This window comes from Pseudidiomarina sp., from assembly GCF_048267825.1.
GTDB lineage: Bacteria > Pseudomonadota > Gammaproteobacteria > Enterobacterales > Alteromonadaceae > Pseudidiomarina.
The window spans coordinates 1-25,883 of record NZ_JBLWWR010000013.1 but is presented as its reverse complement, the minus strand read 5'-3'; the positions used below and the strand labels follow the sequence as shown (position 1 = coordinate 25,883).

The following is a 25,883-nucleotide window of genomic DNA, read 5'->3' as shown; positions in this document are numbered from 1 at the left end:
CGCGTCCAAAGAAAAAAGTCAGTGGTTACCCGCAATCAATATCAGGTAACCACTGTATGGGGTTAGAACATACTGTTAGAACTTATACCCCACAGACAGGGAGATAGTACGCGGGTCACCGTAGTAACCAATGATTGTGTCTTCACCACCAAGGCCCGGGCCAGTGCGGTTTCCGTCAGCATCACGTGGTGCTGCGAAGTTGTAGCCAGCAAGACGATAAATCTTGTCGCCAATATTCTTCACATGCAAGCCAACGTTCCATTTGCCGTCATCAGATAACCAATTCAAGCTGGTATTGGCGAGGCTGTAGCCGCCCATATCAAGCATTGAAGGCACTTCGAAAATTTGCGTTTCGCTACGATACGCAAGGTTTCCGTTCCAGACCAACTGGCCAATACTGGTATCAAATGATTGGCTAAAGCCAACATTCGCACTCCACTCAGGTGTATTAGCAAACGACCAAATATCTGACACATCGGTATTTTCTTGAGCGACTGGGTCAAAGAAAATAACTGAATCAAATTCAGCATTTACATGGCCAATAGCAGCATTCACGTTCAGGCTATCGGTAACGGCTACTACCGTTTCAATTTCAAAACCTGAAACCGTCGCTTCAGCGGCGTTAAGCACTTGTGATGCAACACCAGCGGTTACAGCACGCTGAACCGTTACTTGCATATCTTGGTAGTCTGAGTAGAACACAGCAGCGTTTAACCGCATGCGGCCATCCAGCAAGTCAGACTTCATGCCAAACTCAAAGGTATCAACAATTTCTGGGTCATATGGGTTTTGTGCGTCAGGGTTCAGTGACACGTCAGCACGCATATCGACGCCGCCTGACTTAAAGCCATTGCTGTAGCTACCATAGAGCATCATGTCGTCATTCAGGCGATAGCTTAAACTTGCGTGTGGCGAGAAACGGCTCCAGTCAGCTTCAGTTGAAAAGTCTGAATTGACGATTAATGGCGCGCCCCAATCACCCGGTTGATTTAAGAAGTGAATGCCTAAATAGGTGTAGCGGTACACGTCTGCAGCTTTGTCGTCCTTGGTGTATCGACCACCTAAAGTTAGGGTAAGTGCATCGTTAAAGCGATACGTGCCTTGGCCATAAAGCGCTTGGCTTTCGGTATCAACACAACCACCCGTGTCCAGGGTTAAGCCCAACTGCGGCAATACAGTACCGAAGTCACCACAGGCTTCACCGTCATAAAAATACAAACCACCAACAAAGTCGAAATTGTCATTGTTGGTATACAAAGCTTGGATTTCTTGGGTGAACTGCTCATCTTGATAGATTGCAGGCACTAACAGCGCGCCGGCGCCGGTTGAGTCAAAGTCGATGTTGGTGTCGGTATACCCTTCACGACCCGCAGTAATTGACTTCAGCGTTAGGTTTTCGTTGACGTTCCAATCGATAACCGCTGACCAACCCTCGGTTTCAACCAAGTTCTCAACTGGCATGGCGATGTTTGAATCATAAACGTCGTCGTATGGTTCTTCACCTGTCAACTGACTGCTGGTTAACCGGTAGCCACCCTTCGGATTGGATTCATCTTTGGTTTTGTCATACGAAAGCTTCACGGACAGGTCATCTGTCACCAGCCATTTTGCACTTAAGCGACCAGTCATCACGTCTTTGTTGTAGTTCTCGTCACCGGTATTAACGAACTCGCCGTAACCGTCACGTTGCAACGATGCAATTGCACCGCCGACAAAGAAGTTGTCTGACAGCGCTGTTTGACCAGAGATCTTGATATCACGCTGCCCATAGGTACCCACTGTACCTTGCAGATTTAACTCGTTATAGCCTGTTAATTCTTTGGTTACGTATTTCATTGCGCCACCAATGGTGTTCTTACCATAGAGTGTGCCTTGTGGGCCGCGCAGTACTTCAATACGCTCAATGTCGAATACTTCTAATACCGCACCTTGCGGACGCGCAACATAAACATCGTCAATGTAAACACCAACGCCTGGCTCAAAACCCCAAAGCGGATCTTGCTGGCCAACACCGCGAATATAAGCGGTTAGCGTTGAGTTGGTGCCACGGCTAACTTGCATGGTTGTGTTCGGCACCCGCTGTTGCAGTTCAGTGATGTCTTCGACACCGATTTCTTCGAGATCATCGGCGCTGAAAGAACTGACTGAAACCGGAACATCTTGAATGCTTTCCGATTTACGACGCGCTGTAACTTGAATACGCTCAAGCCCTTTAAATTCGTTTTCATTTGTTTGCTCTTCTTGCTGAGCGTATGCAGGCACCGCCATTACTGAGGCGATAGTGGCTGCAAGCAGCGAGCGGCGAAAAATGGGTTGACTCATGATGTCGTTCTCCCGGATTGTTAAGTTGTTTTGTATGCTGTTGTTTTATTTATATATCAGTGCAACGAAAGCAAACTGTTGTCATGGCTTATGTACCCTAGCTTAAAGTTTTGCTTTTGTATTCTGTACGTTAGTACTATGTAAAAAAAACAGCGATTGCCGCATGATACTTTCCATCACCGCAGCGCTTCAGGTCATGGTACCCCCTGAAACAACCTTCAAAGAGGTAATGCATGTTAAGCATGATTGGACTCGTAGGCGGATTAGTCCTACTTATCGTTCTAACTTTGCGTGGAATGAATTTATTTATAAGCGCGCCCTTGTGCGCAGTTTTGGTCGCTTTATGCAGTAACGTTCCGCTGTTTCAAGGTGAGCTCAACTTCGTAAGCGCCTACATGGATGGCTTTGCCAGCTTTGTCGCCGCTTGGTTTTTTATGTTCTTGCTGGGTTCTATCTTTGGCAAGTTCATGGAAGACACAGGTGCAGCCGACAGTGTTGCGAAGTGGATTATCACTAAACTTGGCCGTAAACGTGCCATGTTAGCTGTGGTCTTAGCCTGTGCCATTCTCACTTATGGCGGCGTTAGTGTATTCGTGGTCGCGTTTTCAGTTTACCCGATGGCCTTAGCGCTCTTTAAAGATGCCAATTTACCGCGTCGTTTTATTCCTGCCGCGCTCGCGTTCGGTTCAGTAACCTTTACCATGACATCAGCGGGCTCGCCTGAAATACAAAACTGGATTCCAATTCAATACCTTGGCACCTCGCCTTACGCAGCATGGGAAGTCAGCTTGTTCGTTGCGGTGCTCATGGCCTTGTTCGGTTACTGGTGGCTGAGCAAGTTAATTGGTCGTGCGGTCGCTAATGGCGAGAGCTTTGAAGTGCGTGCTGATGATCCGAAGAACATCGAACGCCAATTACCCTCACCTATTAGTGGACTGGTACCTCTGGTCGTGGTGCTCTCGTTAAGCTTTCTTTTTCACGAAGAACTGAAGCAGAACGCCCTCATTATTGCTCTGTCCGGCGGCGTTTTATCGCTCGCTATTATTAACCACAAGTACTTTCAGAATATTTCGCAAGCACTGACAGAAGCATCTACCGGCGCTCTGGTTGCCATAGGTAACACAGCTGCTGTTGTTGGCTTCGGTAGCATTGCGAAAGTAACGCCGGCATTTGAACAAGCCGTTGCCGTTATGACCAATTTACCCGGCAATGAACTGGTCGGTGCCGCAGTGGCGGTGAGTGTTATTGCTGGTTTAACCGGCTCCGCTTCTGGTGGTCAGGCGATTGCGTTGCCGGTACTTGGTCCGCATTACCTTGACGTTGGTGTGAACCCTGACCAATTGCACCGTATTGTCGCGATTTCTTCAGGTGCGCTCGATTCGTTGCCGCACAACGGCTATGTGGTTACAACCATTCGCGGTATCTGTAAAGAAACCCATCAAGCCGCTTACTGGCCCGTTGCGGCAGTAACTGTGGTGGTGCCGTTTGTTGGATTAGCTGTGGCAATTGGCTTGTTTATTTGGTGGTAGTAGGTACCAAGGAACTTATATGTTTGAAACAACGACACAATCGAGCCCGATATTAGCGGGCGAAGCGCAAAATAGTCAGCTGATGATTATTGATTTACTGCGTCATGCCATACGGCGCCACCCACAACAAGAAATTGTGTCACACCGGCTTGAAGGCGATATACATCGGTATACGTACGCCGATTGCTATTCACGCAGTTGTCAGTTGGCGAATGCACTGCAGAGCCTTGGTATTGCGCCGGGTGAACGCGTTGCAACTTTAGCTTGGAACACCTACCGGCACATGGAGCTCTATTACGCCGTAAGTGGAACGGGTGCTGTTGTGCATACGGTTAACCCACGTTTAATGGCGGACCAGATTCGGTGGATTTTAGATGACGCCCAAGCCAGCTGGCTATTTATTGATTTGTGCTTCGTTGATTTGCTCCATGAGTTTGTCAATGAGTTGAAAACCGTAAAAGGTGTGGTGGTACTCGCGGACACCGACAGGCAGCCTGAACTCGACCATGTTTGGTTGCCCGTGCATAATTACGAAACCCTGCTTGCTGCGCAACCGAGTCATTTTGACTGGCCGACATTCCATCAAGACAGCGCCGCGCTGCTTTGTTATACCTCGGGCACAACCGGCAACCCCAAAGGTGTACTCACCTCACATCGCTCAACGGTGTTGCATGCCCAAGCCACTATGGGGCCCGAATTGCTCGACTTGCGTAACGACACCGTGCTCATGCCGATGGTTGCTATGTATCACGTGGGCGCTTGGGGCGCTCCCTATGCGGCACCGTTAGCGGGTTGCAAACTGGTATTGCCCGGTAATGGCATGTCGGGTGAAGCCATGTATCAGCTTATTAGCGAAGAGCAGGTTACTGTAAGCCTTGGAGTGCCCACCATTTGGCTTACGCTGCATAATCATTTGAGTACCCATAACCTGACCGTACCGAGCCTTGAGCGTGTTTGCGTGGGTGGTGCTGCCTCGCCATTGGGGCTGGTGAAAACCTACGACGAGAAATACGATGTTTACTGGCAGCCAATCTGGGGCATGACTGAAACAGGCCCATTGGCCAGCTCTGCGCCGCCTACGCCGCAGCTACTCGCCTTCCCTAAAGCTGAACGCTATGCCATTCAAACCACTGCTGGCCGTGCCTGTTTTGGGGTCGACATGGAAATTTTTGATGCTGAGGGCAATCTATTAGCGCACGACGGTATTACCTCGGGTGAACTGAAGGTTCGTGGGCCTTGGATTACCAAAAGCTATTTTCAACGGGATGACCCCGAAGCGTTTGCTGACGGTTGGCTTGCCACAGGCGATATCGCGGTAATTGACGCGAACGGCTACATGAAGGTTGTGGACCGTAAGAAAGACGTGATTAAAAGCGGCGGTGAATGGATCAGCTCGCTGGAAATCGAAAATATTGCCAGCCAACACCCGGCTGTCAATGAAAGCTGTGTCATTGGTGTAAAACATCCAAAGTGGGACGAACGTCCTTTACTGTTGCTGGTGGCGAATAGCGGACACACCATCGATAAAACTGAAATCTATCAATTTATGGCAGGTAAAATCGCGAAATGGTGGACACCCGACGACATTGTCGTGGTGGAAAGCCTACCGCACACCGGCACTGGCAAACTGATTAAAAACGAACTGCGTAAGCAGTACTTCAATTACCTTGTGGAGCAATCATCATGATTTTGCGAACACTTACAGCCCTGCTGCTTAGCGCCAGCCTGATAGCATGTGGTGCGGCTCAGGCTGATTTAATGGTCGAAAAACAATCGTTTACAACCAAAGACTTCTCTACCGTAAGTGGTGAAACTATTGCTGATGTTACCGTTGGCTGGGAAGCCTACGGTGAGCTTAACGAAGCAAAAGATAACGTGATTCTGATCACGCATTTCTTTTCCGGCAACAGTCACGCTGCAGGCAAGTATACGGCGAATGATCCTCAGCCAGGTTACTGGGATGCGATTATTGGCCCGGGCAAAGCGATTGATACCGATAAATATTATGTGATTAGCTCAGACACCTTGGTCAACGCTTTCCCGCATCTACCGCACGTTATTACAACGGGCCCGGCTTCTATGAATCCAGCAACCGGAAAGCCGTATGGACTCGATTTCCCCGTAGTAACTATTCGTGATTTCGTGAATGTGCAGCATGCCTTGGTGCAAAGTCTCGGCATTGAAAAGCTACATGCCGTGGTTGGGGCATCAATGGGCTCGTTGCAGGCCATCGAATGGGCATCGGTTTATCCGGATATGGTAGAGCGCATGGTATCGGTGATTGGTACAGGTGCTATGGATGCCTGGACCATAACTGCATTGGAGCATTGGGCGCGACCTATTAAGCTCGACCCGAACTGGAACCAAGGTAATTATTATGATGGCGAGGCACCATTAACCGGTGTGACCAATACGCTAGTGATGATCACGCAACAAGCGATGCACCCTGTAGCTTTTAATCAAACGTCACCACAACAAGAGGTATTGCCAAAATCTGCGCTTGAAAGTGTTATGAACGGCTTACCCGCAACTGATTTTTGGTTTGGCGCAGCTGCAAAAAATGCCCCACTGGCCGATGCGAATCACTTGCTCTATCTGGTTAGAGCCAATCAACTCTTTGTTGCTGGGCATGACACAGACTTAGCCACCGGCTTAGAAAAAATTAAAGCTAAAACGCTCTTTTTACCAGCCAAAAACGACTTGTTGCTGCAGCCTTATTTAGCTAAGCAGACGGTCGAGATTTTGAAAACCCAAGGCAAGTCACCACAATATCACGAAATTGAAGGTACTTTTGGTCACCTTGACGGGGTATACAACATTCAGTCGAAAGCGAATGTGCTGGCTGACTTTATTAACGAATAACGTTTTAAGTAGCAGGTTAGAAGAAAAACACCGGCACATAGCCGGTGTTTTTTTATCAGTGCGTTACGTTCATTAGCTGCCAATGACACCCTTCAACTTATCTTTAAGCTTGTCCTCAATTGCACTCTCAAATTTTGCTTTAAGCAATTCCTGCAGTTTTGCATCACGCTGTTCAGCGTTGCTAAGCAACTCTGAGATACCGTCAAGCTCACCTTCGTTGGCACCTAAAAAGCCGCCTGATTGCTCTTGCAACTGACTCCGTAAATCGGCCAATTCAGTTTTACCTGCCTCAAGCGCTGACGCCTTCAACGCACTACCGAGTTGGCGGTCGAGATCTGAGCGAAACGCAAATTCAGGAGCTGTCAGCGTGCCACTAATATCCGCATTAATATCAAGACGCGACAGTTGACGTAATACTGATGCAATAACTTCTGCCCAACGGTTTTCCGCCGCAGCGTCTAACTGCATATCAGACAAACGTACAGTACCACCGCCATCAAACATACTGTCACGCAGTGATACTGCACCTTCTGAATCCAGCAAAGCGGCGACAATATTTGCCATAAATTCACTTTGCTCACTCAATTGCACATTATCAAGTCGGATGCCTTTAACCTGCCACTGTTGTTTCGCATCGATACCGGCCGCTGTAAGGGCAAGCTCACCATTTAAATTCAAGGATTGCCACAAATTGGAATTATCTGCGCGAGCAACAAACGTCGTCGGCTGCCCCAACTGTTCGTGTTGATGGGTGATATTCGCCCAGTTCACATCCAGTATTGTTTCGTTCCACGCAAACTCGGTTTTAGCTTTTTTGATAAGAAACGAAGGCGGTTCATTCGCGTCACTAAAATCAAACCAAATGCCCTCGCCACGTTGTGGCTTCACTAAGGTTTCATCGGCTGAACGCGCCAGCATTGGCGCTAACTGTTCATAGGCCAACAGAATATATTGACTCCATTGACGCATTTGTTCGCCAAATAATACCGCTGTAATTTCAGTCAGCCCCGCGCTATTAAGCTGCATCAGTTCTTGCGCCCGCTCTAAGTCTTGTGCCGGCGCGGCCTTAACAGCTGCAAAATCAGCCTTAACTTTATCCAACGCTGTTGTTGCCGTTTCTTTAATAGCCTTCAATTGTGTTCTATCAGCTTCAAACTTTTCCTTCAGCGCTTCAAACTCTTCTCGTTTTGCCTTCAATTGCTCTGATGTTTTAATTTCAGCACTGGTAATTTTCTTCAGTTCAGCCTCATAAGCTTTTAGGTCTTCGGCGGTAGGTATATTCCCGCGAACTTCATTGATGCGCGACTTCTGCTCAGACAGTGTCGCTTTGGCCTGCTCAATTGCTGCAGGCGTTTTTAAGTCCAGCCGTGCCACAATGTCATCGACATTGGGCATATTAAGATTTAAAGCAGCAAGACCATCACTTGCCCAGCCTTTCATTGCGTCTTTGTCAGGTATTTGGTACACGTCACCTGTTGTTGAGCGCGGCTGATGCACCCGAATACCGGTACTCACCACGTTCTCGAAGTGAAAACGACCCATCAAAAGCTGCTCAACGTTCAGATCAGCGGTCACATCCCGAATCACTAAACGGTTGAAGTCCGGTTGTGCGGGATCAGTCACCTGAATACCCGTAATTGTCACACCAAGTGGGCTCCAACTGTGGTCAACTGATTCAATATTCACTTCAGCACCATTTAAGGTGCCCACAGAGCGCTCAAGCGTCCATTTGATGATGGTGTCGAGTAATAACCAGGAAAATGCCGCTAACAGCGCGCAAATAATCAGGAATGCCGCTAACCCAGGCCAGCGTATTGCACTGCGACGTACGTGAGTTGGGTTGGTCTTTGTCGTTGTCATGTTCATTACCCCCGTATGCCAGAGTAAATGGCCCAAAATCGATTGGCTTTAAGCATTTGCACCAGTTTCAATCGGTTGAACCAAGCCTGAATGCGCTTACGATATTGCGTGATAATAAAGAAGCTGGCGAACAACAAAATCGGGGCAAATGCCAAGCTCACTAATACACTACCCAAGGTGAGGCTGTGCTGAAATTGCAGGACGCGCCAAAATGCTGACTGGTACAGCGATTGCCACAGCGGCTGCCAACTCTCATGCGCAAGCAGATAAAAGCCGACTTGGTGAAACCAAGGATCAAGTAAGTAAGCAACGCCAGAACAAATGACAAAACTCAATATAAAGCCAGTTAAATTAATCCGAAACAACAATGCAATGAGCAGAATCACTAAGTTGTGTACGCGCCAAAGTGGCGTAAAGCCCATCATCATGCCGAGTACAAAGGCAAATGCTAATGCCCAAGCGCCAGACTCGGAATTCAGTGCCTTCAAAAATTTTGCCAGTAGTGTAAGCATAACAACGTACTCCGAACTATATTTGTAGGAACAAGAATAGCTTACCCGCCGTCATTCGGCTATTTTTGTCACGTTTTTTTGCATTTAAAATATATTTTTTGAAGCCCTTGTGTTTTGATCAAAATAGGAATAAAAAGGCGCGGCAAACACGCATTGGAGCACTCATGCAAAACTCAGCTTTAATCATTCTTGACGATATCACTGATTGGCAGCCGTACTACCCAAGCCAGTCCACTGTAACCTCGAGTGAGTACTTACTTCAGACCTCAAGCAAAAGCCGTACACAAATTTTAAATTTATGTGGCGACTTGAGCTATTTGTCCACCGGCTATTACGTTAGTTTGCTTGCTGAGGCCCGCGGACAACGTGTGCTCCCATCCGTGACAACAATTAATGACTTGGCGAATTTCAATCATTACCAGTTGCTCTTGGCCAATACCGACAAGCAGCTGAGCAAGTACCTCGGGAACGTGGACAAATCCGTTCCTGTGCGTATTTTGATTTGCTTCGGCCAAACCGAAGAGCCGCTGCTGAGTAGCTTCGCCCGTCAGATTTTTGACCGTTACCCGTGTCCGATAATCTGGGTTGAGTTTAGTTATCAAGGGCGCTGGTTTATTAATCAACTTGGTGCTGGTGCTCTGCCTGACTTATCCGACGAGCAGCAAACTTTTTTTGGTAACGCTCTGGATAGTTTCAGTAAGCGGGTATGGCGCAAAGCGCGTGCACCAAAAGAATATCGCTATGACTTAGCTATTTTGCATGACCCGAATGAATTTATCCCAACCAGCGATAAAAAGGCTCTGCAGCGCTTTATCAAAGCCGCAAAAGAAGCGGATATTGATGCTGAGCTCATCACTGCTGATGATTACAATCGCTTGCTTGAGTTTGATGCGTTATTTATTCGCGAAACAACACGTATTAACCATTACACCTATCACTTTGCTAAAAAGGCTGAAGCCAACGGCATGGTTGTTATCGATGCACCGCATTCAATTTTACAGTGCGCAAATAAGGTGTTTTTGAAAGAGTTGCTGGATAAACACGAAATACCAACGCCACGAACCGAGCTACTGCTTAGCCAACAGGAAATTGATTACGCCCAAATTGGCGAACGCTTGGGTTACCCTGTGGTACTAAAAATTCCGGATGGGTCGTTTTCAATTGGCGTTGAAAAGGCGGAATCAGAAGAAGAATTGCGCCGTATTGCCGACGAACTATTCAATAAATCGACCATATTACTGGCACAGGAGTTTGTAAAAACCGACTTTGATTGGCGTATTGGTATCTTGAACAATCGCCCTATCTACGCCTGTAAGTATTTTATGGCGCGGAATCATTGGCAAATTTATAACCATGCTAGCGGCACCAGTCGCTCAAAGTCAGGCGGCTTTGAAACCGTGGGTGTGCATCAAGTTCCTAAAGACGTGGTGAGAACCGCTCTGCAGGCCACCAAACTTATTGGTGATGGTTTGTATGGGGTTGATATGAAGGTTACCAGTAAAGGTCCTGTAATCATCGAAATCAATGACAACCCGTCGATTGATTCGGGCGTTGAAGACTTATTACTCGGCGATGAGCTGTATCACATTATCATGCGAGATTTTGCACGGCGCCTGGACGAAAAATAAGATGAATGCAGCCCCTGCATGGCAATTTCGTGAAGCAACGCTCAAAGATGTTGATAACTTGGTTGCTCTTGAGCATCGTTGTTTTGAATACAGCCGCATGGGAGCCCGCAGTTTTAAGCGTTTACTGGCGGCCCCTAGCGCGCATATTTACGTGTGCGAGCAAAATGGCGTTCTGCTCGGCTATTACTTGTCGCTTACGCGTAAAAATAGCCGGCGCTGGCGCTTGTATTCCATCGCTGCTGCGCCCGAAGCACGGGGGACTGGGCTTGGGCGCGCATTGTTGGAGCATGCAATTGAAGTTGCTCGCAATAACGCAGCAATAAGTCTCAATCTAGAAGTGAAAACAGATAACGCAACGGCAATTCGCCTATACGAAAAATTGGATTTCGCGGTGATTGATTTGTTACCAGAGTATTATGACGACGGCACTGACGGCTATCGTATGCGCTTAAGCTTTACTCACTAAATTATAAATCTGGGAAGTCGGTGAAAAAACCATCGACACCAAGCTCAGTCAACCATTGCTTCAACTGCTGATAGCTTTCCACGCCTTCGGGAAGGGCGTCAGCACGTAGCGTATATACATGAACTTGCAGTCCCGCAGCCTGAGCATTTTTAACCACGTCCGAAAATTTTGGTTTGCCATTTTCATCCAAACCCAAGTAAACGTGATTCACCCACACGCCAATGCCATGCGCATAACTACGGAGCGTTTCGAGTCCTGCAGCGGTACGCATGGTGTTGTAGTCAACCTCACTTTCATTCCAGCTGTTTTCGGCAATTAATTGAATCAGTGGAATCGAGGTCATAAACTCGCGTTTCAGTCGCCGCAGTACTTCCGGGTCAAAGCTTTGCAGGTAGATTGGTGCCGGTGGTTCAGCCTCGGTGAATCCATAACGCGCCAATACGCCCATGGTTGAGTTTACTAAATCGTATTCATGGTCTTTATGCCAGCGAGCACTTTTAAACTCAACATATAAGCCGCTGTCGTGGTCGCGGCTTCGATTGAGCCCCAAAATCAATTCAATTTGTTGCCCAAGTGACATAACGTGAAAGTGCCCTTGATCGCGCGCAAATCGCTTCGGATAGCGCTGTTCACCTTCTTTGTTACTGCGCTCAACCAGTTTAAGTTGTTGCAGCTCTGAAAAACTGAAGTCCATGACGTAATAATGCCCATTGGGGCGGTGCTTTTCGGGAAAAACATCACGGACATTACTGATCCGATCGAGTACCAGGTCGTGCAAAACAACGGGCACATGATCACGCGTTAAAACGACGTCCTGTTCGATAAAATCAGCATTTTGCGCATGGGCTATGGCAACTGCTGCCATCGAATGTTCGGGGGCATACCCCGACGCACCGCGGTGAGCAATGATTAATGGCTGTTTCGCCTGTTTTTCATGCTCTGCGACAGGCTGTGGCGGGGGCAAAAGCACAGGCATCGGCTCTACATCTAACTCTTGAGCAGCCACTTTCGGTGCATACGTAGCAGTAACTACGACAACCGAAATTACCATCAATAATCTGAACATTATTGTTTGTACCAAACTTTGTCACCTTGTTCACGATAGCGATTCAGCAGCACCTGAATTGGTTCAGCTTCGGTGCGCGCACCACGTTGCTTTAAGTATTCCGGATTGTATAGCTTACTGGCTGAACGTTCACCGAGGTCACAGGCAAAGGTCACAATCGTTTTACCTGGCCCGTTTAATAGTGCGGCCTGTAAAGCGCCAGCAACGTTCAAGCACGAGCTGCTACCCAGTACCAGCCCTTCTTCTTCAACAATAAAACGTGACAATGTCACCAAATCATCATCGGGTAAATTAACGGCTGCATCAATACGCGCCTGTTTAAAGTTTTCAACCAAACGCATGATACCGATACCTTCTGTAAACGAGCTGCCATGGCTGACATATTCGCCTGTTTTTAAGAAACTATAGATACCAGACCCATCAGGGTCCGCCAGCCAAACTTGTACTTTCTGATTGCGCTCTTTTAAATACTGTGACGTGCCCGCGATGGTGCCTCCGGTGCCTGCAACAGAAACCAGAATATCTATATTACCGTTGGTTTGCTCCCAAATTTCAGGGCCTGTTGTTAGGTAATGAGCCTTCGCATTACTGGTGTTTTCGAACTGATTGGCCCACCAATAATCGTCGCGCTGCTCAGCAAGACGGCGCGCCGTATGATAAAAGTGATTTTCGTTTTTAAAAGGTACCGGGTCGACCGTTTTCAGTTGCGCACCATGCAGCGTAATCATGCGCTCTTTTTCTTTACTTTGGTCATTGGGCATAACGGCCAACATGTGCAAACCAAACGAACGCGCCACCAGCGCCAGACCAATGCCTGTATTACCAGCGGTGCCTTCTACGACGGTCATGCCGGGCTTCAATTCACCGCGCGCCATCGCATCTTTAATAATTTGCAGTGCGGCCCTATCTTTAATGGAACCGCCTGGATTTTGTGATTCTAGTTTCACCCAAATATCGCAGCCCGTAAGCTCCGATAGAGAATTCAAGCGCAATAAATCGGTCTTGCCAATTAATTCGGCCGAGCGCTTAGCAACTTGCATGATGACTCCTTATCTATCAGCAGTAATTAGCGTAACGGTTGTTCTTGGTATGCATCACCGATGCATATCCAGCGCGCTGCACATTCATCGCTGGAGCCCTGTGTACACGCGCGCAACACAACGCGATTTGCACCCAAGTCAGCCGCAGCTATTTTCATTCTCAGCAAGGCTTCTTCCTGGGTCGGTTTTTCATTGAAGAATCGCGCTTGGCATGACGCGCCCTGCACTTCACCAAGGCTAACAAAACTCACATCGTTTCGTGATAGTTCGTAAGGGCGCATAAACTCCACAGTATCTGCCGCGCCTAAATCAAAATTGGATTGCTGCGCAGACCCCGCACAACCGCTAAGAACCAACACTGACAACGCCCACAGTAAATATTTCATAGATGTACCCTAGTCAATTTTATTCCACATTACGGCGCTACAGGCGCTATGTAAAGTTTGAATCATTATAAGTTAGTTCCAATTAAACCACTTATTAATTTGTGTTTGCTACACTTAGTCTCAAGCTACATCAAAGGAGATTTGCATGGCAAACGCGCAAGCCTTTATCGCAGAGCTACTGGCACCAGCCGATATTCAAATTAATGGGAATCGGCCTTGGGATATGCAAGTACGCCAAACGGACTTTCTCAACGATGTTTTAGCACGAGGTAACCTAGCTCTCGGTGAAGCCTATATGGCTGGAGACTGGGACTGTGATCAACTTGATGTATTCTTTTGCCGCCTGTTAGCTCATAAGGTTCATGAGCGTGTCAAACCGTCGCGGCTGCTCTGGCATCATTTAAAAGGCCGATTATTCAATCTGCAAAGTAAAAAACGTGCCTGGCAAGTCGGTGAACATCATTATGATCTCGGTAATAGGCTCTATCGCGCCATGCTTGATGAACGCATGGTGTATACCTGCGGTTACTGGGAACATGCACAAGACTTGAACCGCGCCCAACAAGATAAGCTCGAATTAGTGTGTAAAAAGCTACAGCTTAAACCCGGTATGAAAGTTCTCGATATTGGCTGCGGTTGGGGTAGCTTTATGAAGTATGCAGCGGAAAATTACGGTGTTGAATGCGTGGGCGTTACTGTTTCTAAAGCTCAAGTCGAACTGGGCGAACAGCTATGCCAAGGCCTTCCAATTGAATTTCGTTTACACGACTATCGCCAACTCAACGAATCCTTTGATGCGGTGGTTAGTATCGGTATGTTTGAACACGTCGGGCAGCGTAACTATCGCGAGTATATGAACGTGGCTGCCAACTGCCTCAACCCTGATGGATTATTTCTATTGCATACCATAGGGCGCAATCGCGACGTACGCGGCACCGACCCATGGATTAGCAAATATATTTTCCCCAACGGCGACTTACCAACCTTAGCGCACATTGATACCGCATCAAGAGACCTCATGTGCGCCGAAGACATACACAATTTTGGCGCCGATTATGACCCTACGTTGATGGCGTGGTATCAAAACTTTGAACGCGCGTGGCCCGAGCTTCAGCAACATTATGATGAACGTTTTTTTAGAATGTGGCGCTATTACCTGATGTCTTGTGCGGGCGCTTTTCGCGCCCGTGACTTACAAGTTTGGCAATGGGTATTTAGCAAAAATGCATACATTGGTGGCTACCGCCGCCCGAGCCTCAATAATGCATAACAGTTAATGCGCGTCATTAAAGTCGGTCATGAATATTTGCCATACTGACATAAATAGTGCGGCGACTAAGGGTCCTATCACGAAGCCATTAATACCAAACAGCGAGATACCGCCGATGGTGGAAAACAGCACCACATAATCAGGTAATTTGGTGTCACGACCAACTAAAATTGGGCGTAAAACATTGTCAGCCAGCCCAATAATAATGGCCCCATACGCCATCAGTACGGTCGCGCTAACCCACTCGCCTGTGGCATAAAGATACAAGCCCGCCGGAAACCATACCAAGGCAGCGCCTACAGCTGGAATCAGTGACAGGAACGCCATAATCACGCCCCACAATAGCGGTGCTGGAATGTCCAATAGCCAGAAGATGAACCCACCTAAAGCACCCTGCACTATGGCAACAACTAAGTTACCTTTAACGGTTGCGCGGGTTACCTCTACGAACTTTTCAAACAACGCATGTTCACGATCATCACCAATCGGCAATGCTTTGATCATGAGTTCTTTAATTGTTTGGCCGTCACGCAGTAAGAAAAATGCCAAGTACATCATTAGCGCCAAGCTAATTAGAAAACCAAAGGTGTTCTGACCAATGGTTAGTGTTTCTCGCGCAAGAAATTTCGACGTTGCCTGCACGCCACTGATAACTTGGTCGCGAATGTCGTTGGGATTAATTCCAAACTCAACTAACAGCTCGTCGATAATGGGGAATGCATCGCGCAGTTTTATCAGCATCTCGCGCGGATCAATATCACCTGAATCAAGCCGTTGATAGAGCTGGATACCTTCTTGAACAAATGCGGTTGTTAAGAAAATAACCGGTATCACCACAATCGTCATGCAAATCGCGAGCGTCACTAATGCGTTGGTGTTAGGCCGATGGCCCCAGTAACGCACCAATAGGTTTTGCAGCGGAAAGAAAATAACCGCAACAGCACATGCCCAGAAAATAGATGACCAAAACGGCTCCAAAATAAAACCAAAAGCTAATGTCACTGCTGCCAGTAATAATAAAAAGGCACGACGTTCCAATTGTTCGCGCATGCGTTGTCCTTGTTCTTTATTAGAATCGGGTTAATATTGACAACAAAACAACAGGTGAGCAAGCCATGAAAACAATTACAGACCATTTAGCCAGTTACGCAGCGTATCACCGTGATCGGCGCAATATTTTGACGCACTTAGTTGGTATTCCGATGATTGTTGTTGCGATTGTAATTTTGCTGTCGCGCCCGACTTGGATGATCAGTGACTTTATCCTGTCGCCTGCGATTATTGTCAGCGCCGTTGCGGCACTTTTTTATTTGAAGCTTGATATTGTGCTCGGTGTCATCATGACACTGTTGCTTGGTCTTTGTGTCTGGCTCGGTAGTCACGTTGCGCTGCTTGAAACATCACTGTGGTTGGCGTGGGGCATTGGACTCTTTGTCGTGGGCTGGATTTTTCAGTTTATTGGGCATTATTTTGAAGGCCGCAAACCCGCATTTGTGGACGACATTATGGGTCTTGCGATAGGTCCTTTATTCGTCGTTGCTGAAGTTGTGTTTATGCTTGGCGGTAAAAAACAACTGCATCAAGCTATTGAAGCGCGATTTAAATAAGCCGCGCAGCTTTAACTAAACAATTGAATGTGAAAAAACTAAGCCCGCGTTTATAAAAACGCGGGCTTTTTTTGCGTCTAATCCACTATTAATTGGTTAAATTGCTCACGCGCCGATGTGCGAAAAATACCGCCCCTGTCGCAACGCAGCTAAAACTAAGGCATTAAAGTATGGCCTATAATTTGCATGATGTAACAAAGTAGTTAACTATTAATCATCAACCAATAGGGAAATAACGATGCCAGTTAAATTAGAAGATCGCCCAATTGAGCAGGTTCGCGAAGAGACGGTCGATAAACTCATTGTAAATTATAGCCATGCCATTATTTCAGCCGAAGCGTTTGAGCGCAGACTTGATGAAGCAATGGCAACTGACGCTCACCAACAACTGGTCGACCTGGCCGCAGATTTACCGCTTGAAGCTGACCCAAGCTACGATGCGAAGAAAGAGCGCTCCTTTACACCAAATTACAGTGCCAGCGAAGAAACCGAAGACGACAAACTGATCAGTATTTTAGGTTCCAACGTAAGAGAAGGTCAGTGGTTAGTACCGAAGAAAATTATTGTAATTGATGTGGTTGGCTCGGCGAAACTCGATTTTACTGATGCAGTTTTTCAACATCAGCACGTTGAAGTAAACGTAACCAATGTGCTTGGTAGTCTTGAAATCTTTGTGCCTGAGAACGTTAATGTGAAGACTCGTATGTTCAACATTATTGGTTCTTCTGAGAACAATGCGCCTTCAATGGGCGGACGCCAAGCGCCACAGATAACCATTACGGGTTACTCTATACTCGGTTCACTTGAAGTGTCAGTGAAGCGCACCATGAAAGAGAAACTGGTCGCTTTTGCCAATAGCATGCGTGAAACCTTCGGTATGGAGAAGCGTTAATACATTCAATGAGGTTGTTCATGGTTAAAGGTCTGGTGGTATCGGTATTCGTATTATTAATTAGCGCCTGCTCATCTGGTGATTATCGAACAGCTTCCCGCGAACCTGCGGGCATCGCCCCCAACCCAGCCATTGAACAACAAGCTGTTATCGAAGTTTATGCTGCAGATGCTTTCGGTTGGCGTGGCTGGTTTGCCGTGCACACCTGGATTGCAGTGAAACCTGAACAAGCAGATGAATACACCGTTTACGAAGTGGTCGGTTGGCGTTTGAATCGTGGCCAACCAGCGCTACACAGTTATCAAACCGCTACACCTGATCGTTATTGGTATGGTGCTGAACCTGAACGTGTTTTATCCATTCAAGGCGAGCAAGCTGCCGCGCTCATTCCGCGCATTATCGAAGCAGCCGATCGTTACCCGTGGGCCAACGAATACGAGGCAGTGCCAGGCCCAAACAGTAATACTTTTCCAGCTTGGATAGGTTTGCAAATACCTGAACTGGGCTTGGAGCTGCCGTTCAGTGCAATTGGTAGCGGTTACGCGGACAACGAAAAGTAACCGTTCCGGCCGATTTCCAAGACAAACGCCGTCAAAATCGGGATAATGGCTATCAAGATTTGAAATTCATAACCTCGGTAGCCTGTTCATGGAAATAAAAGTTAACTTTCTCGACAATCTCAGACTTGAAGCCAAGTTTGACGATTTTACTGTCGTCACTGACCAACCTATTCGTTATAAAGGCGATGGTTCGGCACCGAGCCCGTTTGATTACTTTTTAGCGTCATCAGCCATGTGTGCGGCTTATTTCGTAAAGGTCTACTGTGTCGCGCGCGACATTCCAACCGAAAACATTCGGCTGTCGCAAAACAACATTGTTGACCCCGAAAATCGCTACAACCAAATATTCAAAATTCAGGTGGAATTGCCTGATGATATCTCTGAGAAAGACCGCCAAGGTATCTTGCGTTCTATCGATCGCTGCACCGTAAAGAAGGTTGTGCAAACCGGTCCTGAGTTCCAAATTGAAGTGGTGGAAAACTTAGACGAAGATGCGCAAGCACTATTGATGGGGGCCCCTGAAGGTGGCACGCGTACCTTCATTGAGGGCAAAGACCTGCCGCTTGAAGAAACCATCGCCAACATGTCCGCAATTTTGGCCGACCTCGACATGAAAATAGAAATTGCCTCATGGCGCAACATTGTTCCACATGTGTGGTCACTGCATATTCGTGATGCTGCCTCACCGATGTGTTTCACCAACGGTAAAGGCGCAACCAAAGAAAGTGCCTTGTGTTCGTCGCTTGGCGAATTTATTGAGCGTTTAAGCTGTAATTTCTTTTATAACGATCAGTTTTTTGGCGAAGAAATTGCACAGGCTGATTTCGTGCATTATCCAAACGAGAAGTGGTTTGCGTTGCGCGATGACGATGAACTTCCGCAAGGTATTTTGGATGACTATTGCCTGGCCATATACAACCCGGATGACGAGTTACAAGGCTCTCATTTAATTGACACCAACTCAGGGCGCACCGACCGCGGCATTTGCGCATTGCCATTTACCCGTCATTCCGATGGTGAAACGGTTTATTTTCCGTCGAACCTTATCGAAAACCTTTACCTCAGTAATGGCATGAGCGCCGGTAATACCTTGCAGGAAACTCAAGTGCAGTGTCTTTCTGAGATTTTCGAACGCGCGGTAAAAAAGCAAATCATCGAAGAAGAAATTGCGTTACCTGATGTGCCAGAATCGGTACTTGCGAAATACCCGGACATCGTTGAAAGCATTAAAGCCCTAGAAGCACAGGGCTTCCCTGTATTGGTCAAAGATGCATCGCTTGGCGGTCAATTCCCCGTCGCGTGTGTGACTCTCATGAACCCGCGTACCGGTGGTGTATTTGCGTCGTTTGGCGCCCACCCGAGTTTTCATGTGGCGCTAGAGCGCAGTTTAACTGAGTTGTTACAAGGTCGAAGCTTCGAAGGGCTGAATGACTTCCAACCACCAACTTTTAACTCCATGGCCGTTACTGAGCCGAATAACTTTGTCGAACACTTTATTGATTCGTCAGGCCTCGTTTCGTGGCGCTTTTTCAGTGCCCGTAGTGATTATGCGTTTTGTGAATGGGACTTCTCCGGGACCAACCAAGAAGAAGCTGATTACTTATTTGGCATTCTTGCGGATATCGGCAAAGAGGTTTATGTCGCCGTTTATGAAGACTTGGGCGCGCCAGTTTGCCGCATGTTGGTACCTGGATATTCAGAGGTTTACCCCATTGAAGACCTGGTTTGGGATAACACCAACAAAGCCTTGGAATTCCGTGAAGACATTCTCAACCTGCACCGCTTAACAAACGAACAGTTGGCCGATTTGGTGGAACGCCTCGAAGAAAGCCAGCTGGATAACTACATCGATATCATTACGCTGATCGGCATCGAGTTCGACGAAAATACGGTCTGGGGACAACTCACGATTCTTGAGCTGAAGCTGCTTATTTATCTTGCCTTGCAGCAGCATGAAGAAGCTTATGAATTGGTTGAAGCGTTTTTACAGTACAACGAAAACACGGTCGAGCGTGGTTTATTCTATCGCGCCATGAGCGCCGTGCTGGAAGTTACACTGGACGACGAGCTTGAATTGGACGATTACCTGCCGAACTTCCGCCGCATGTTTGGTGAAAGCACCATGGATGCAGTTGTTGGCTCGGTAAATGGATCGGAACGTTTCAATGGGCTGACGCCAACCAATATGCAGCTAGACGGCTTAGACAAGCATCTACGCCTTATTGAAAGCTATAAAAAATTGCATGCTAGGCGTGCTGCAAACGCGAAGCTCAATTGAGCTTCGCGTCGTTCGCATAATTAATCCGCTTGCCCGGTCTGCGCTTTAATAAACTGGCGGGTATCTTCAAGTAATGCCTGTCGTGCTGGTTCATGCACATACATCATGTGGCCGCCGTGATAATAACGGTAAACGATATCGTCACGCGCAATACCATGGCGATTCAGCGTGTACTCAGCATCAAAAAACGGGGTCACAAGGTCGTAATAGCCCGAACCGACCATAACTTTCAGGGTCGGGTTACTGCGTAATACCGCGGCCAAATCTGGCGTGGTATTCACGTAGTGCGGCTCCCACGAACGCCCTTCAGGCAATGGGCTCCAACGCCACTTGCCCGACAGCTCAGGGTCTGCAGGATTCAAATAGGTGCGCTTCCAGTCAATGCCTAAGTCATTACGCATGTAATGCATAAGCGCAGCCTTGTAGGCTGGCGAAATGGATCGCGCAGCGTCCTCACGCGGGCCTGCCGCAACGTCATCGCGTTCGTCTTTAATGTACCGACTATCAAGGCGGCCCACAGCTACACCTTCGTCGCGCCGTAACTCTTTGGCGAAACGAAATGCATTAATACGCAGGTCAACACGCTCAATGTATGCTTTGCTCAAGCCCGTAAAGCGCTGCAGTTCGCTAACCAGCTCAGCGCGCTTATCAGCACTTAGCTGGTTGCCCTGAAACAACGCCGGCAGCAGTTCTTGCGTTGCGAACTCGCGACTTTGCTGAATAAACGCTTCAAAATTACCCGAGTTATCAACTTTTCCGTGATACCAAGCCGTTGCAGCCATGGTCGGAATGTAAGTAATGTAGGAAATAATATTGTCATCGATATACGGCGTAGACCCTTGATAATCAAGCGCCTGCGACACAAACACAATGCCGTTAACGTTAATCACGTAATCATCAAGAAGCACTTTCGCAACCGCAGCGGCGCGGGTGGTACCAAAGCTCTCACCTAACAAAATCACCGGTGAGTTCCAGCGATTATTCTTGGTGAGCCACTCGGCAATGAAAGCAGCCATAGAATTGGCGTCTTCCATGAGTCCCCAAAAATCTTCTTTTTTACCCTTACCCACTGCACGTGAGAACCCTGTACCTACCGGATCAACAAACACCATGTCGGTTACATCAAGAATGGTTTCAGGTGCATCTTTCAAGGTATATGGCGCAGCGCCAGGGTGCTCTGCATCACTTGGCACCACAATGCGTTTCGGGCCATAACCGCCCATATGCAACCAGTTTGAAGAAGAACCCGGTCCTCCGTTCCAAATAAAGGTAACTGGGCGCCCTTGCTTACTTTTCGCCACATAATCAAACGAGAATATTGCAGCAGTTGGCTCGCCTTCGGCATTACGAATATAAGTTTCGCCAGCGTCAACGGTATAGCTTAATTTGGTGCCATTAAACGTACCTTTGTGTTCCGAGCGAAAACGCGTCGGTTCAGGTACTGGCTTTGCTGTTTGTTCTGCTTCTGGCGCGCTTTCGGCAGTTTGTGCCGATGCACTTGTGGGCACAGCCACCAGCAAAAGAATAGATAAAAACGCGATATAGTTGTTCAATGGTTTCACTGTTTCACTTCCTGTCAGGGCGAGTTCATCAGGTTACCACAAACAGGAAAGGCAAAGCCATGCATGTAAAAAAAGGCGCCAAAGGCGCCTTTTTGTTTCGGGCTATTGTACTTCCGACGTAATATCGGTCGTGATCGTGAATGGTGTGGCGACACTTATATAGCCGGTAACACGCAAGGTATAAGTTCCTGGCGTGTCCGTCCAAAACTGTAATACCTCCGGGTTATCTAGTGACGCACTGGATGCGACTTCTACACCCTCTGGGTTTACCAGATAGAAGTCGAGATCAGCTACACCAGTCCAGTTCAACGTAGAGGTTATACTGACGTCATTTGGATTGATCTCCAACGGGAACTCTTGTATTTCAAGGTTTTCAACTGAAGCACCCATCGTGCCAGAATCAACCTGCTGACTGTATGCGAAGCTGACATCTGGAGACAACAAAGCACCATCCACATCCATCCGATCAAACATAACTCGTTTATTCAGAATACGAACTTCCAAATCATGGATACCTTCACCGAGATTACCAAAAGCCACGGAGACATCTTTCGGCGACGCTTCTGATGCGTCAGCTGCGTATATTGTTTTCGTTCCTACAGAGCGCCCATCAACAATGAGTTCAATTGATGTTGGCTTGCTGCTAGTCGCTAAAAAATGAAAACGCGCGCGTTCGCCGCGTATTTTTGCGAAAATTGACGAATTATCGTTTTTAGCTGTAGTAATCGTTTGCTGAAATGCGGAATCGTCGTATTTGCTTTGCCAATTGCCTACGTAAACAAATTCTTCAGCACTGTCATCAGCTTGATTCCAGCCCCCCTGACTCGCCCACAACGTATCGCCATTCAAAAACGCAATACGTTCGCCGGTGGTCACTTTTGCACGATCAACAGCAGCTTTTACATCGATGTAGCCCGCCCCAACTTCGTGGGGAGCGTAATCCATTGGCTCTGCGGTATCTTTGAGAATTTCCTCGATTTGGTCAGGCGACAAATCTGGGTTAACTTCAAGCAATAATGCCGCAACACCTGCTACGAATGGCGTTGCCATCGAAGTACCACTAATGGTGTGATAATAAGCCAAATATTCTGGATGCTCGGGATCTACCAACGGCCCCATCGCTCCAATAGCTGTATTGGGAGCTCGGGTAGAAGTGATATTTTGGCCCGGTGCCGTGATGTCTGGTAGTTTGTATTGGTCACCAGCTACACCGCGACTTGAAAAATCGGCCAATTGCTTGTCACTGGTGCCTGCCGCTACGTTAATTACCCAAGGAGCCACCGCATACTGGTTTAGGGTATCTTCGGCAGGTCCCGAGTTCGACGCTGCAAAACTTACCACCATACCTCTGCTATACGCTTCGAAAGATGCCTTGTTAATCGGGTTGTTAGGATCAAATTCTGCGCCATCGCCGCCGCCCCAGCTGTTGGTAATGATATCAATATCGAGGCGATCTTCATTCGCAATGGCATAATCGAACCCTAACAACGCATACAAGATAGAAAGACCTTCCCCGGCACCAAGGCCAACAAGGTTTGCTCCAGGAGCGATACCATCATGGTAGTAAGCTCTTCGTTCATCGTTCACAGACACCATCCCCGAGCCTGCAACGGTGCCTGCAACATGAGTACCGTGACCTGAAGTCGTATCACTATTCGGTACGCCTTCTATAAACGCGCTACGACCGCCAAGTAAGTCGAGATCGCCGACAATTTTGACGTTTTCAACTGTCTTAGTCTGAAACTCTAGATCCGGATGTGTTGCATCAACGCCAGAATCGAGAACCGCTATCGTGACACCATTACCGACAACGCCATAGTAATCGTGAACGTAGTGACCCCCGGTAATTTCGCCCGATGTATAATTACTATATTCCAATGGAGCGTTCGCGTAGACACTACTAACCGCAGGGTTTTCTATCAGAGCCTGCAATTGCAGCTTCGTAACGGTAGCACCAGCCATAGGCATCGTTTGAAGTGCACGGTACGGGATACCAAGACTTTGCAAAACGCGTTCGATGCTACTTTGCTCGTCAAACGACACAATGACGTTATACGGCCCTGTAAGATTCTGTATATCTTGCTGCAATTTCGGCCCCAAAAGTGCATCAGCGTGAGCGGAAGTTGCACCCAACAGCCCTGAAGCTAAAAGACCTAATGATAGAAGAGTTCGTTTCATTATTATTCTCCAAAAAGATCGTGGTTGACCGTTTCAGATTTGCACAGAACTCAGTAGCTCGATATAGGGGATAACCCCTAATTTTTGATGGGTTCGAACTGTTCAGGGAGATGGTGGCCCCTCCCAGACTTGAACTGGGGACCTACCGATTATGAGTCGGGTGCTCTAACCAACTGAGCTAAGGGGCCATACAGATTGAGGGTGTGCTTTGGCCAACTCGATTGCGTTAACCAAAAGCGGGCGCAAGTATATGAAATTTCGGCCCGCTTGTCATGACCCCGTACGAGGTTTTTTACAGGTTAATGTGATAGAAGTCTGCGGCGTTGCCAGCAAACACTTTATCAATTGCTTTTTCGTCACCGAGTGCTTCGCAAACGGTTTCAATGTCACGTACGTTAAATGGACGCTCGGCACGTGTTGAAGGTAAATCAGTACCGAACATCAAACACGCCGGGTTAATTGCGTACAGTGACTTCACGGCCTTGCTGACATCCACTTCAGTGCGACCGAAGCCACTGGCTTTAATCTTCACGCCGTTTTCAGCCAGTTTCTGAATTTGTGATAGGCCTGAGCGTGCCATACCTAAATGGTCAATAGACACTTTCGGAAGCTTGATGAGTTTTGGTGCGACTTCATCCAGCTCACGGCTATCAACGTACATTTCCAGGTGCCAACCGGCTAAATCCCAAATGCGTTTACCAAAGTCGACCAGGTTATCCAGCCCACTTACAACGCCACGTTTTAAGTTCACGCGAATACCGCGAATACGGTGGTCGCGCAGCTTTAATATTTCTTCGTCGGAGACACTGCTCGGTAAGTTGGTGATACCAACATATTGGTCACCCATTTCAGCCAAGGCCGCTTTTAAGTAGCTTTGGTCAAAACCTTGTACTGAACCCGAAACAATTACGCCACCAATGACATTGAAGTCTTTAGTGCGATGAATATAGTCTTCGATTGAGAATTGCGATGGCAAAAAGCCTTGGTTCTCAATCAATGGAAATGAATCGTTATAAATGTGAAAGTGCGCGTCGATAATGCGACGCGGATGCTGTCTTTCGGTGTTATTCTGATCAACTGCGATCATATTTCATCCTTTTCAGCGAAGTTAGGCACATATTAACAGATTTTGGGCGAAAAATAAAAAAAGCCCTGCCCGCATGGGCTAGAGCTTTTTTAGACGTTTTTTACATGCTTTCGTTCAGAAAGCGTTTTAGTTTACTCGTCTAGGAACGATTTCAACTGCTCTGAACGGCTTGGATGACGCAATTTACGTAGCGCTTTCGCTTCAATCTGACGAATACGTTCACGCGTTACATCAAACTGCTTACCAACTTCTTCAAGCGTGTGGTCTGTGTTCATGTCGATACCAAAACGCATGCGCAAAACTTTCGCTTCACGTTGAGTCAGGCCGCCAAGAACTTCGCGAACCGCATTGCGTAAACTTTCTGAAGTAGCAGAATCCACTGGCAAGTCGAGGGTTGTGTCCTCGATGAAATCACCAAGATGCGAATCTTCGTCGTCACCAATAGGTGTCTCCATAGAAATCGGCTCTTTGGCAATCTTCAGTACCTTACGGATTTTGTCTTCTGGCATAACCATGCGCTCAGAAAGTTCTTCTGGCGTTGGTTCGCGGCCCATTTCTTGCAGCATTTGACGTGAAATACGATTCAATTTATTGATCGTTTCAATCATGTGCACAGGAATACGGATGGTGCGCGCCTGGTCAGCAATTGAACGTGTAATTGCTTGGCGAATCCACCAAGTTGCATAAGTTGAGAACTTATAACCACGGCGATATTCGAATTTATCAACGGCTTTCATCAAACCGATGTTACCTTCTTGGATAAGGTCCAAGAACTGCA

General features: G+C 47.5%; 21 protein-coding genes and 1 tRNA gene. 10 read left to right on the top strand and 12 right to left on the bottom strand.

Annotated elements, in window-relative coordinates:
- Nucleotides 1-75: 75 nt before the first annotated feature.
- Nucleotides 76-2,322, bottom strand: coding sequence for a TonB-dependent receptor (locus ACN0UN_RS09950; protein ID WP_417659846.1), 2,247 nt, complete (start codon nt 2,320-2,322; stop codon nt 76-78).
- 233 nt (nt 2,323-2,555) lie between these two features.
- Between ACN0UN_RS09950 and ACN0UN_RS09945 the strand changes: the two genes are divergently transcribed.
- From ACN0UN_RS09945 to ACN0UN_RS09935, 3 genes are read left to right on the top strand one after another with little or no spacing between them, the layout of a single operon-like run.
- Nucleotides 2,556-3,851: a GntP family permease gene (locus tag ACN0UN_RS09945; protein WP_417659845.1), complete on the top strand. Its 1,296-nt coding sequence runs from the start codon at nt 2,556-2,558 to the stop codon at nt 3,849-3,851.
- Nucleotides 3,852-3,870: 19 nt separating this feature from the next.
- Complete coding sequence (locus tag ACN0UN_RS09940) at nt 3,871-5,538, top strand: long-chain fatty acid--CoA ligase (protein ID WP_417659844.1); 1,668 nt, start codon at nt 3,871-3,873, stop codon at nt 5,536-5,538.
- On the top strand, nt 5,535-6,713 hold the full coding sequence (locus ACN0UN_RS09935; RefSeq protein ID WP_417659843.1) for an E22 family MetX-like putative esterase: 1,179 nt from the start codon (nt 5,535-5,537) through the stop codon (nt 6,711-6,713). The genes ACN0UN_RS09940 and ACN0UN_RS09935 overlap by 4 nt, the downstream gene beginning before the upstream one ends.
- Before the next feature lie 72 nt (nt 6,714-6,785).
- On the opposite strand, the gene ACN0UN_RS09930 is transcribed toward ACN0UN_RS09935, so the two are convergent.
- On the bottom strand, nt 6,786-8,573 hold the full coding sequence (locus ACN0UN_RS09930) for a TIGR03545 family protein (protein WP_417659842.1): 1,788 nt from the start codon (nt 8,571-8,573) through the stop codon (nt 6,786-6,788).
- A gap of 5 nt (nt 8,574-8,578) precedes the next feature.
- A complete protein-coding gene (locus ACN0UN_RS09925) occupies nt 8,579-9,085 on the bottom strand; it encodes a TIGR03546 family protein (RefSeq protein WP_417659841.1) in 507 nt (168 codons plus the stop codon).
- A gap of 164 nt (nt 9,086-9,249) precedes the next feature.
- Between ACN0UN_RS09925 and ACN0UN_RS09920 the strand changes: the two genes are divergently transcribed.
- Complete coding sequence (locus ACN0UN_RS09920; protein ID WP_417659840.1) at nt 9,250-10,713, top strand: RimK family protein; 1,464 nt, start codon at nt 9,250-9,252, stop codon at nt 10,711-10,713.
- A 1-nt stretch (nt 10,714) separates the two neighbouring features.
- Nucleotides 10,715-11,179 carry a GNAT family N-acetyltransferase gene (locus ACN0UN_RS09915; protein ID WP_417659839.1) on the top strand — a complete coding sequence of 155 codons (465 nt, stop codon included), beginning with the start codon at nt 10,715-10,717 and terminating at the stop codon, nt 11,177-11,179.
- 1 nt (nt 11,180) lies between these two features.
- Here the strand turns inward: ACN0UN_RS09915 and glpQ are convergent, their stop codons facing one another.
- The 3 genes from glpQ to rcsF are packed head-to-tail and all read right to left on the bottom strand — an operon-like array spanning nt 11,181 to nt 13,671.
- Nucleotides 11,181-12,245 (bottom strand): glycerophosphodiester phosphodiesterase, encoded by a 1,065-nt coding sequence (glpQ, locus tag ACN0UN_RS09910; RefSeq protein ID WP_417659838.1) that lies wholly within the window; start codon nt 12,243-12,245, stop codon nt 11,181-11,183.
- Nucleotides 12,245-13,285 (bottom strand): cysteine synthase A, encoded by a 1,041-nt coding sequence (locus ACN0UN_RS09905; RefSeq protein ID WP_417659837.1) that lies wholly within the window; start codon nt 13,283-13,285, stop codon nt 12,245-12,247. Before ACN0UN_RS09905 ends, glpQ begins: the two co-directional genes overlap by 1 nt.
- A 26-nt stretch (nt 13,286-13,311) precedes the next feature.
- A complete protein-coding gene (gene rcsF, locus ACN0UN_RS09900; RefSeq protein ID WP_417659836.1) occupies nt 13,312-13,671 on the bottom strand; it encodes an Rcs stress response system protein RcsF in 360 nt (119 codons plus the stop codon).
- A gap of 145 nt (nt 13,672-13,816) precedes the next feature.
- Between rcsF and cfa the strand changes: the two genes are divergently transcribed.
- Nucleotides 13,817-14,941: a cyclopropane fatty acyl phospholipid synthase gene (cfa, locus tag ACN0UN_RS09895; protein ID WP_417659835.1), complete on the top strand. Its 1,125-nt coding sequence runs from the start codon at nt 13,817-13,819 to the stop codon at nt 14,939-14,941.
- 3 nt (nt 14,942-14,944) lie between these two features.
- On the opposite strand, the gene ACN0UN_RS09890 is transcribed toward cfa, so the two are convergent.
- A complete protein-coding gene (locus tag ACN0UN_RS09890; RefSeq protein WP_417659834.1) occupies nt 14,945-15,991 on the bottom strand; it encodes an AI-2E family transporter in 1,047 nt (348 codons plus the stop codon).
- Nucleotides 15,992-16,056: 65 nt separating this feature from the next.
- Between ACN0UN_RS09890 and ACN0UN_RS09885 the strand changes: the two genes are divergently transcribed.
- From ACN0UN_RS09885 to ACN0UN_RS09870, 4 genes are all read left to right on the top strand, one after another.
- Complete coding sequence (locus ACN0UN_RS09885) at nt 16,057-16,548, top strand: DUF962 domain-containing protein (protein WP_417659833.1); 492 nt, start codon at nt 16,057-16,059, stop codon at nt 16,546-16,548.
- Nucleotides 16,549-16,786: 238 nt separating this feature from the next.
- Nucleotides 16,787-17,440, top strand: a complete 654-nt coding sequence (locus ACN0UN_RS09880) for a LiaF domain-containing protein (RefSeq protein ID WP_417659832.1) — start codon at nt 16,787-16,789, stop codon at nt 17,438-17,440.
- Nucleotides 17,441-17,460: 20 nt separating this feature from the next.
- Nucleotides 17,461-18,000, top strand: a complete 540-nt coding sequence (locus ACN0UN_RS09875) for a DUF3750 domain-containing protein (RefSeq protein ID WP_417659831.1) — start codon at nt 17,461-17,463, stop codon at nt 17,998-18,000.
- A gap of 88 nt (nt 18,001-18,088) precedes the next feature.
- Nucleotides 18,089-20,278, top strand: coding sequence for an OsmC domain/YcaO domain-containing protein (locus ACN0UN_RS09870; RefSeq protein ID WP_417659830.1), 2,190 nt, complete (start codon nt 18,089-18,091; stop codon nt 20,276-20,278).
- Between the two features lie 20 nt (nt 20,279-20,298).
- Here the strand turns inward: ACN0UN_RS09870 and ACN0UN_RS09865 are convergent, their stop codons facing one another.
- The 5 genes from ACN0UN_RS09865 to rpoD all read right to left on the bottom strand — a co-directional run.
- A complete protein-coding gene (locus ACN0UN_RS09865; protein ID WP_417659829.1) occupies nt 20,299-21,840 on the bottom strand; it encodes a S10 family peptidase in 1,542 nt (513 codons plus the stop codon).
- Between the two features lie 102 nt (nt 21,841-21,942).
- The gene (locus ACN0UN_RS09860; RefSeq protein WP_417659828.1) at nt 21,943-24,018 is read right to left on the bottom strand and encodes a S8 family peptidase; all 2,076 of its coding nucleotides are present in this window, start codon (nt 24,016-24,018) and stop codon (nt 21,943-21,945) included.
- A gap of 111 nt (nt 24,019-24,129) precedes the next feature.
- A tRNA-Ile gene (locus ACN0UN_RS09855) sits at nt 24,130-24,206 on the bottom strand.
- A 104-nt stretch (nt 24,207-24,310) separates the two neighbouring features.
- A complete protein-coding gene (locus ACN0UN_RS09850) occupies nt 24,311-25,105 on the bottom strand; it encodes an amidohydrolase family protein (protein WP_128352908.1) in 795 nt (264 codons plus the stop codon).
- Between the two features lie 131 nt (nt 25,106-25,236).
- A partial coding sequence (gene rpoD, locus ACN0UN_RS09845; protein WP_417659827.1) for an RNA polymerase sigma factor RpoD occupies nt 25,237-25,883 on the bottom strand: 647 nt, incomplete at its 5' end.

What these genes read in the sequence shown, in the direction of transcription:
- cfa (WP_417659835.1), top strand. Translation starts at nt 13,817, where the DNA reads ATGGCAAACGCGCAAGCCTTTATCGCAGAGCTACTGGCACCAGCCGAT.
- ACN0UN_RS09850 (WP_128352908.1), bottom strand. Translation starts at nt 25,105, where the DNA reads ATGATCGCAGTTGATCAGAATAACACCGAAAGACAGCATCCGCGTCGC.
- ACN0UN_RS09905 (WP_417659837.1), bottom strand. Translation starts at nt 13,285, where the DNA reads ATGCAAGTTGCTAAGCGCTCGGCCGAATTAATTGGCAAGACCGATTTA.
- rcsF (WP_417659836.1), bottom strand. Translation starts at nt 13,671, where the DNA reads ATGAAATATTTACTGTGGGCGTTGTCAGTGTTGGTTCTTAGCGGTTGT.
- ACN0UN_RS09915 (WP_417659839.1), top strand. Translation starts at nt 10,715, where the DNA reads ATGAATGCAGCCCCTGCATGGCAATTTCGTGAAGCAACGCTCAAAGAT.
- ACN0UN_RS09940 (WP_417659844.1), top strand. Translation starts at nt 3,871, where the DNA reads ATGTTTGAAACAACGACACAATCGAGCCCGATATTAGCGGGCGAAGCG.
- ACN0UN_RS09945 (WP_417659845.1), top strand. Translation starts at nt 2,556, where the DNA reads ATGTTAAGCATGATTGGACTCGTAGGCGGATTAGTCCTACTTATCGTT.
- ACN0UN_RS09950 (WP_417659846.1), bottom strand. Translation starts at nt 2,322, where the DNA reads ATGAGTCAACCCATTTTTCGCCGCTCGCTGCTTGCAGCCACTATCGCC.
- ACN0UN_RS09925 (WP_417659841.1), bottom strand. Translation starts at nt 9,085, where the DNA reads ATGCTTACACTACTGGCAAAATTTTTGAAGGCACTGAATTCCGAGTCT.
- ACN0UN_RS09885 (WP_417659833.1), top strand. Translation starts at nt 16,057, where the DNA reads ATGAAAACAATTACAGACCATTTAGCCAGTTACGCAGCGTATCACCGT.
- glpQ (WP_417659838.1), bottom strand. Translation starts at nt 12,245, where the DNA reads ATGTTCAGATTATTGATGGTAATTTCGGTTGTCGTAGTTACTGCTACG.
- ACN0UN_RS09870 (WP_417659830.1), top strand. Translation starts at nt 18,089, where the DNA reads ATGGAAATAAAAGTTAACTTTCTCGACAATCTCAGACTTGAAGCCAAG.
- ACN0UN_RS09860 (WP_417659828.1), bottom strand. Translation starts at nt 24,018, where the DNA reads ATGAAACGAACTCTTCTATCATTAGGTCTTTTAGCTTCAGGGCTGTTG.
- ACN0UN_RS09890 (WP_417659834.1), bottom strand. Translation starts at nt 15,991, where the DNA reads ATGCGCGAACAATTGGAACGTCGTGCCTTTTTATTATTACTGGCAGCA.
- ACN0UN_RS09875 (WP_417659831.1), top strand. Translation starts at nt 17,461, where the DNA reads ATGGTTAAAGGTCTGGTGGTATCGGTATTCGTATTATTAATTAGCGCC.
- ACN0UN_RS09880 (WP_417659832.1), top strand. Translation starts at nt 16,787, where the DNA reads ATGCCAGTTAAATTAGAAGATCGCCCAATTGAGCAGGTTCGCGAAGAG.
- ACN0UN_RS09920 (WP_417659840.1), top strand. Translation starts at nt 9,250, where the DNA reads ATGCAAAACTCAGCTTTAATCATTCTTGACGATATCACTGATTGGCAG.
- ACN0UN_RS09930 (WP_417659842.1), bottom strand. Translation starts at nt 8,573, where the DNA reads ATGACAACGACAAAGACCAACCCAACTCACGTACGTCGCAGTGCAATA.
- ACN0UN_RS09935 (WP_417659843.1), top strand. Translation starts at nt 5,535, where the DNA reads ATGATTTTGCGAACACTTACAGCCCTGCTGCTTAGCGCCAGCCTGATA.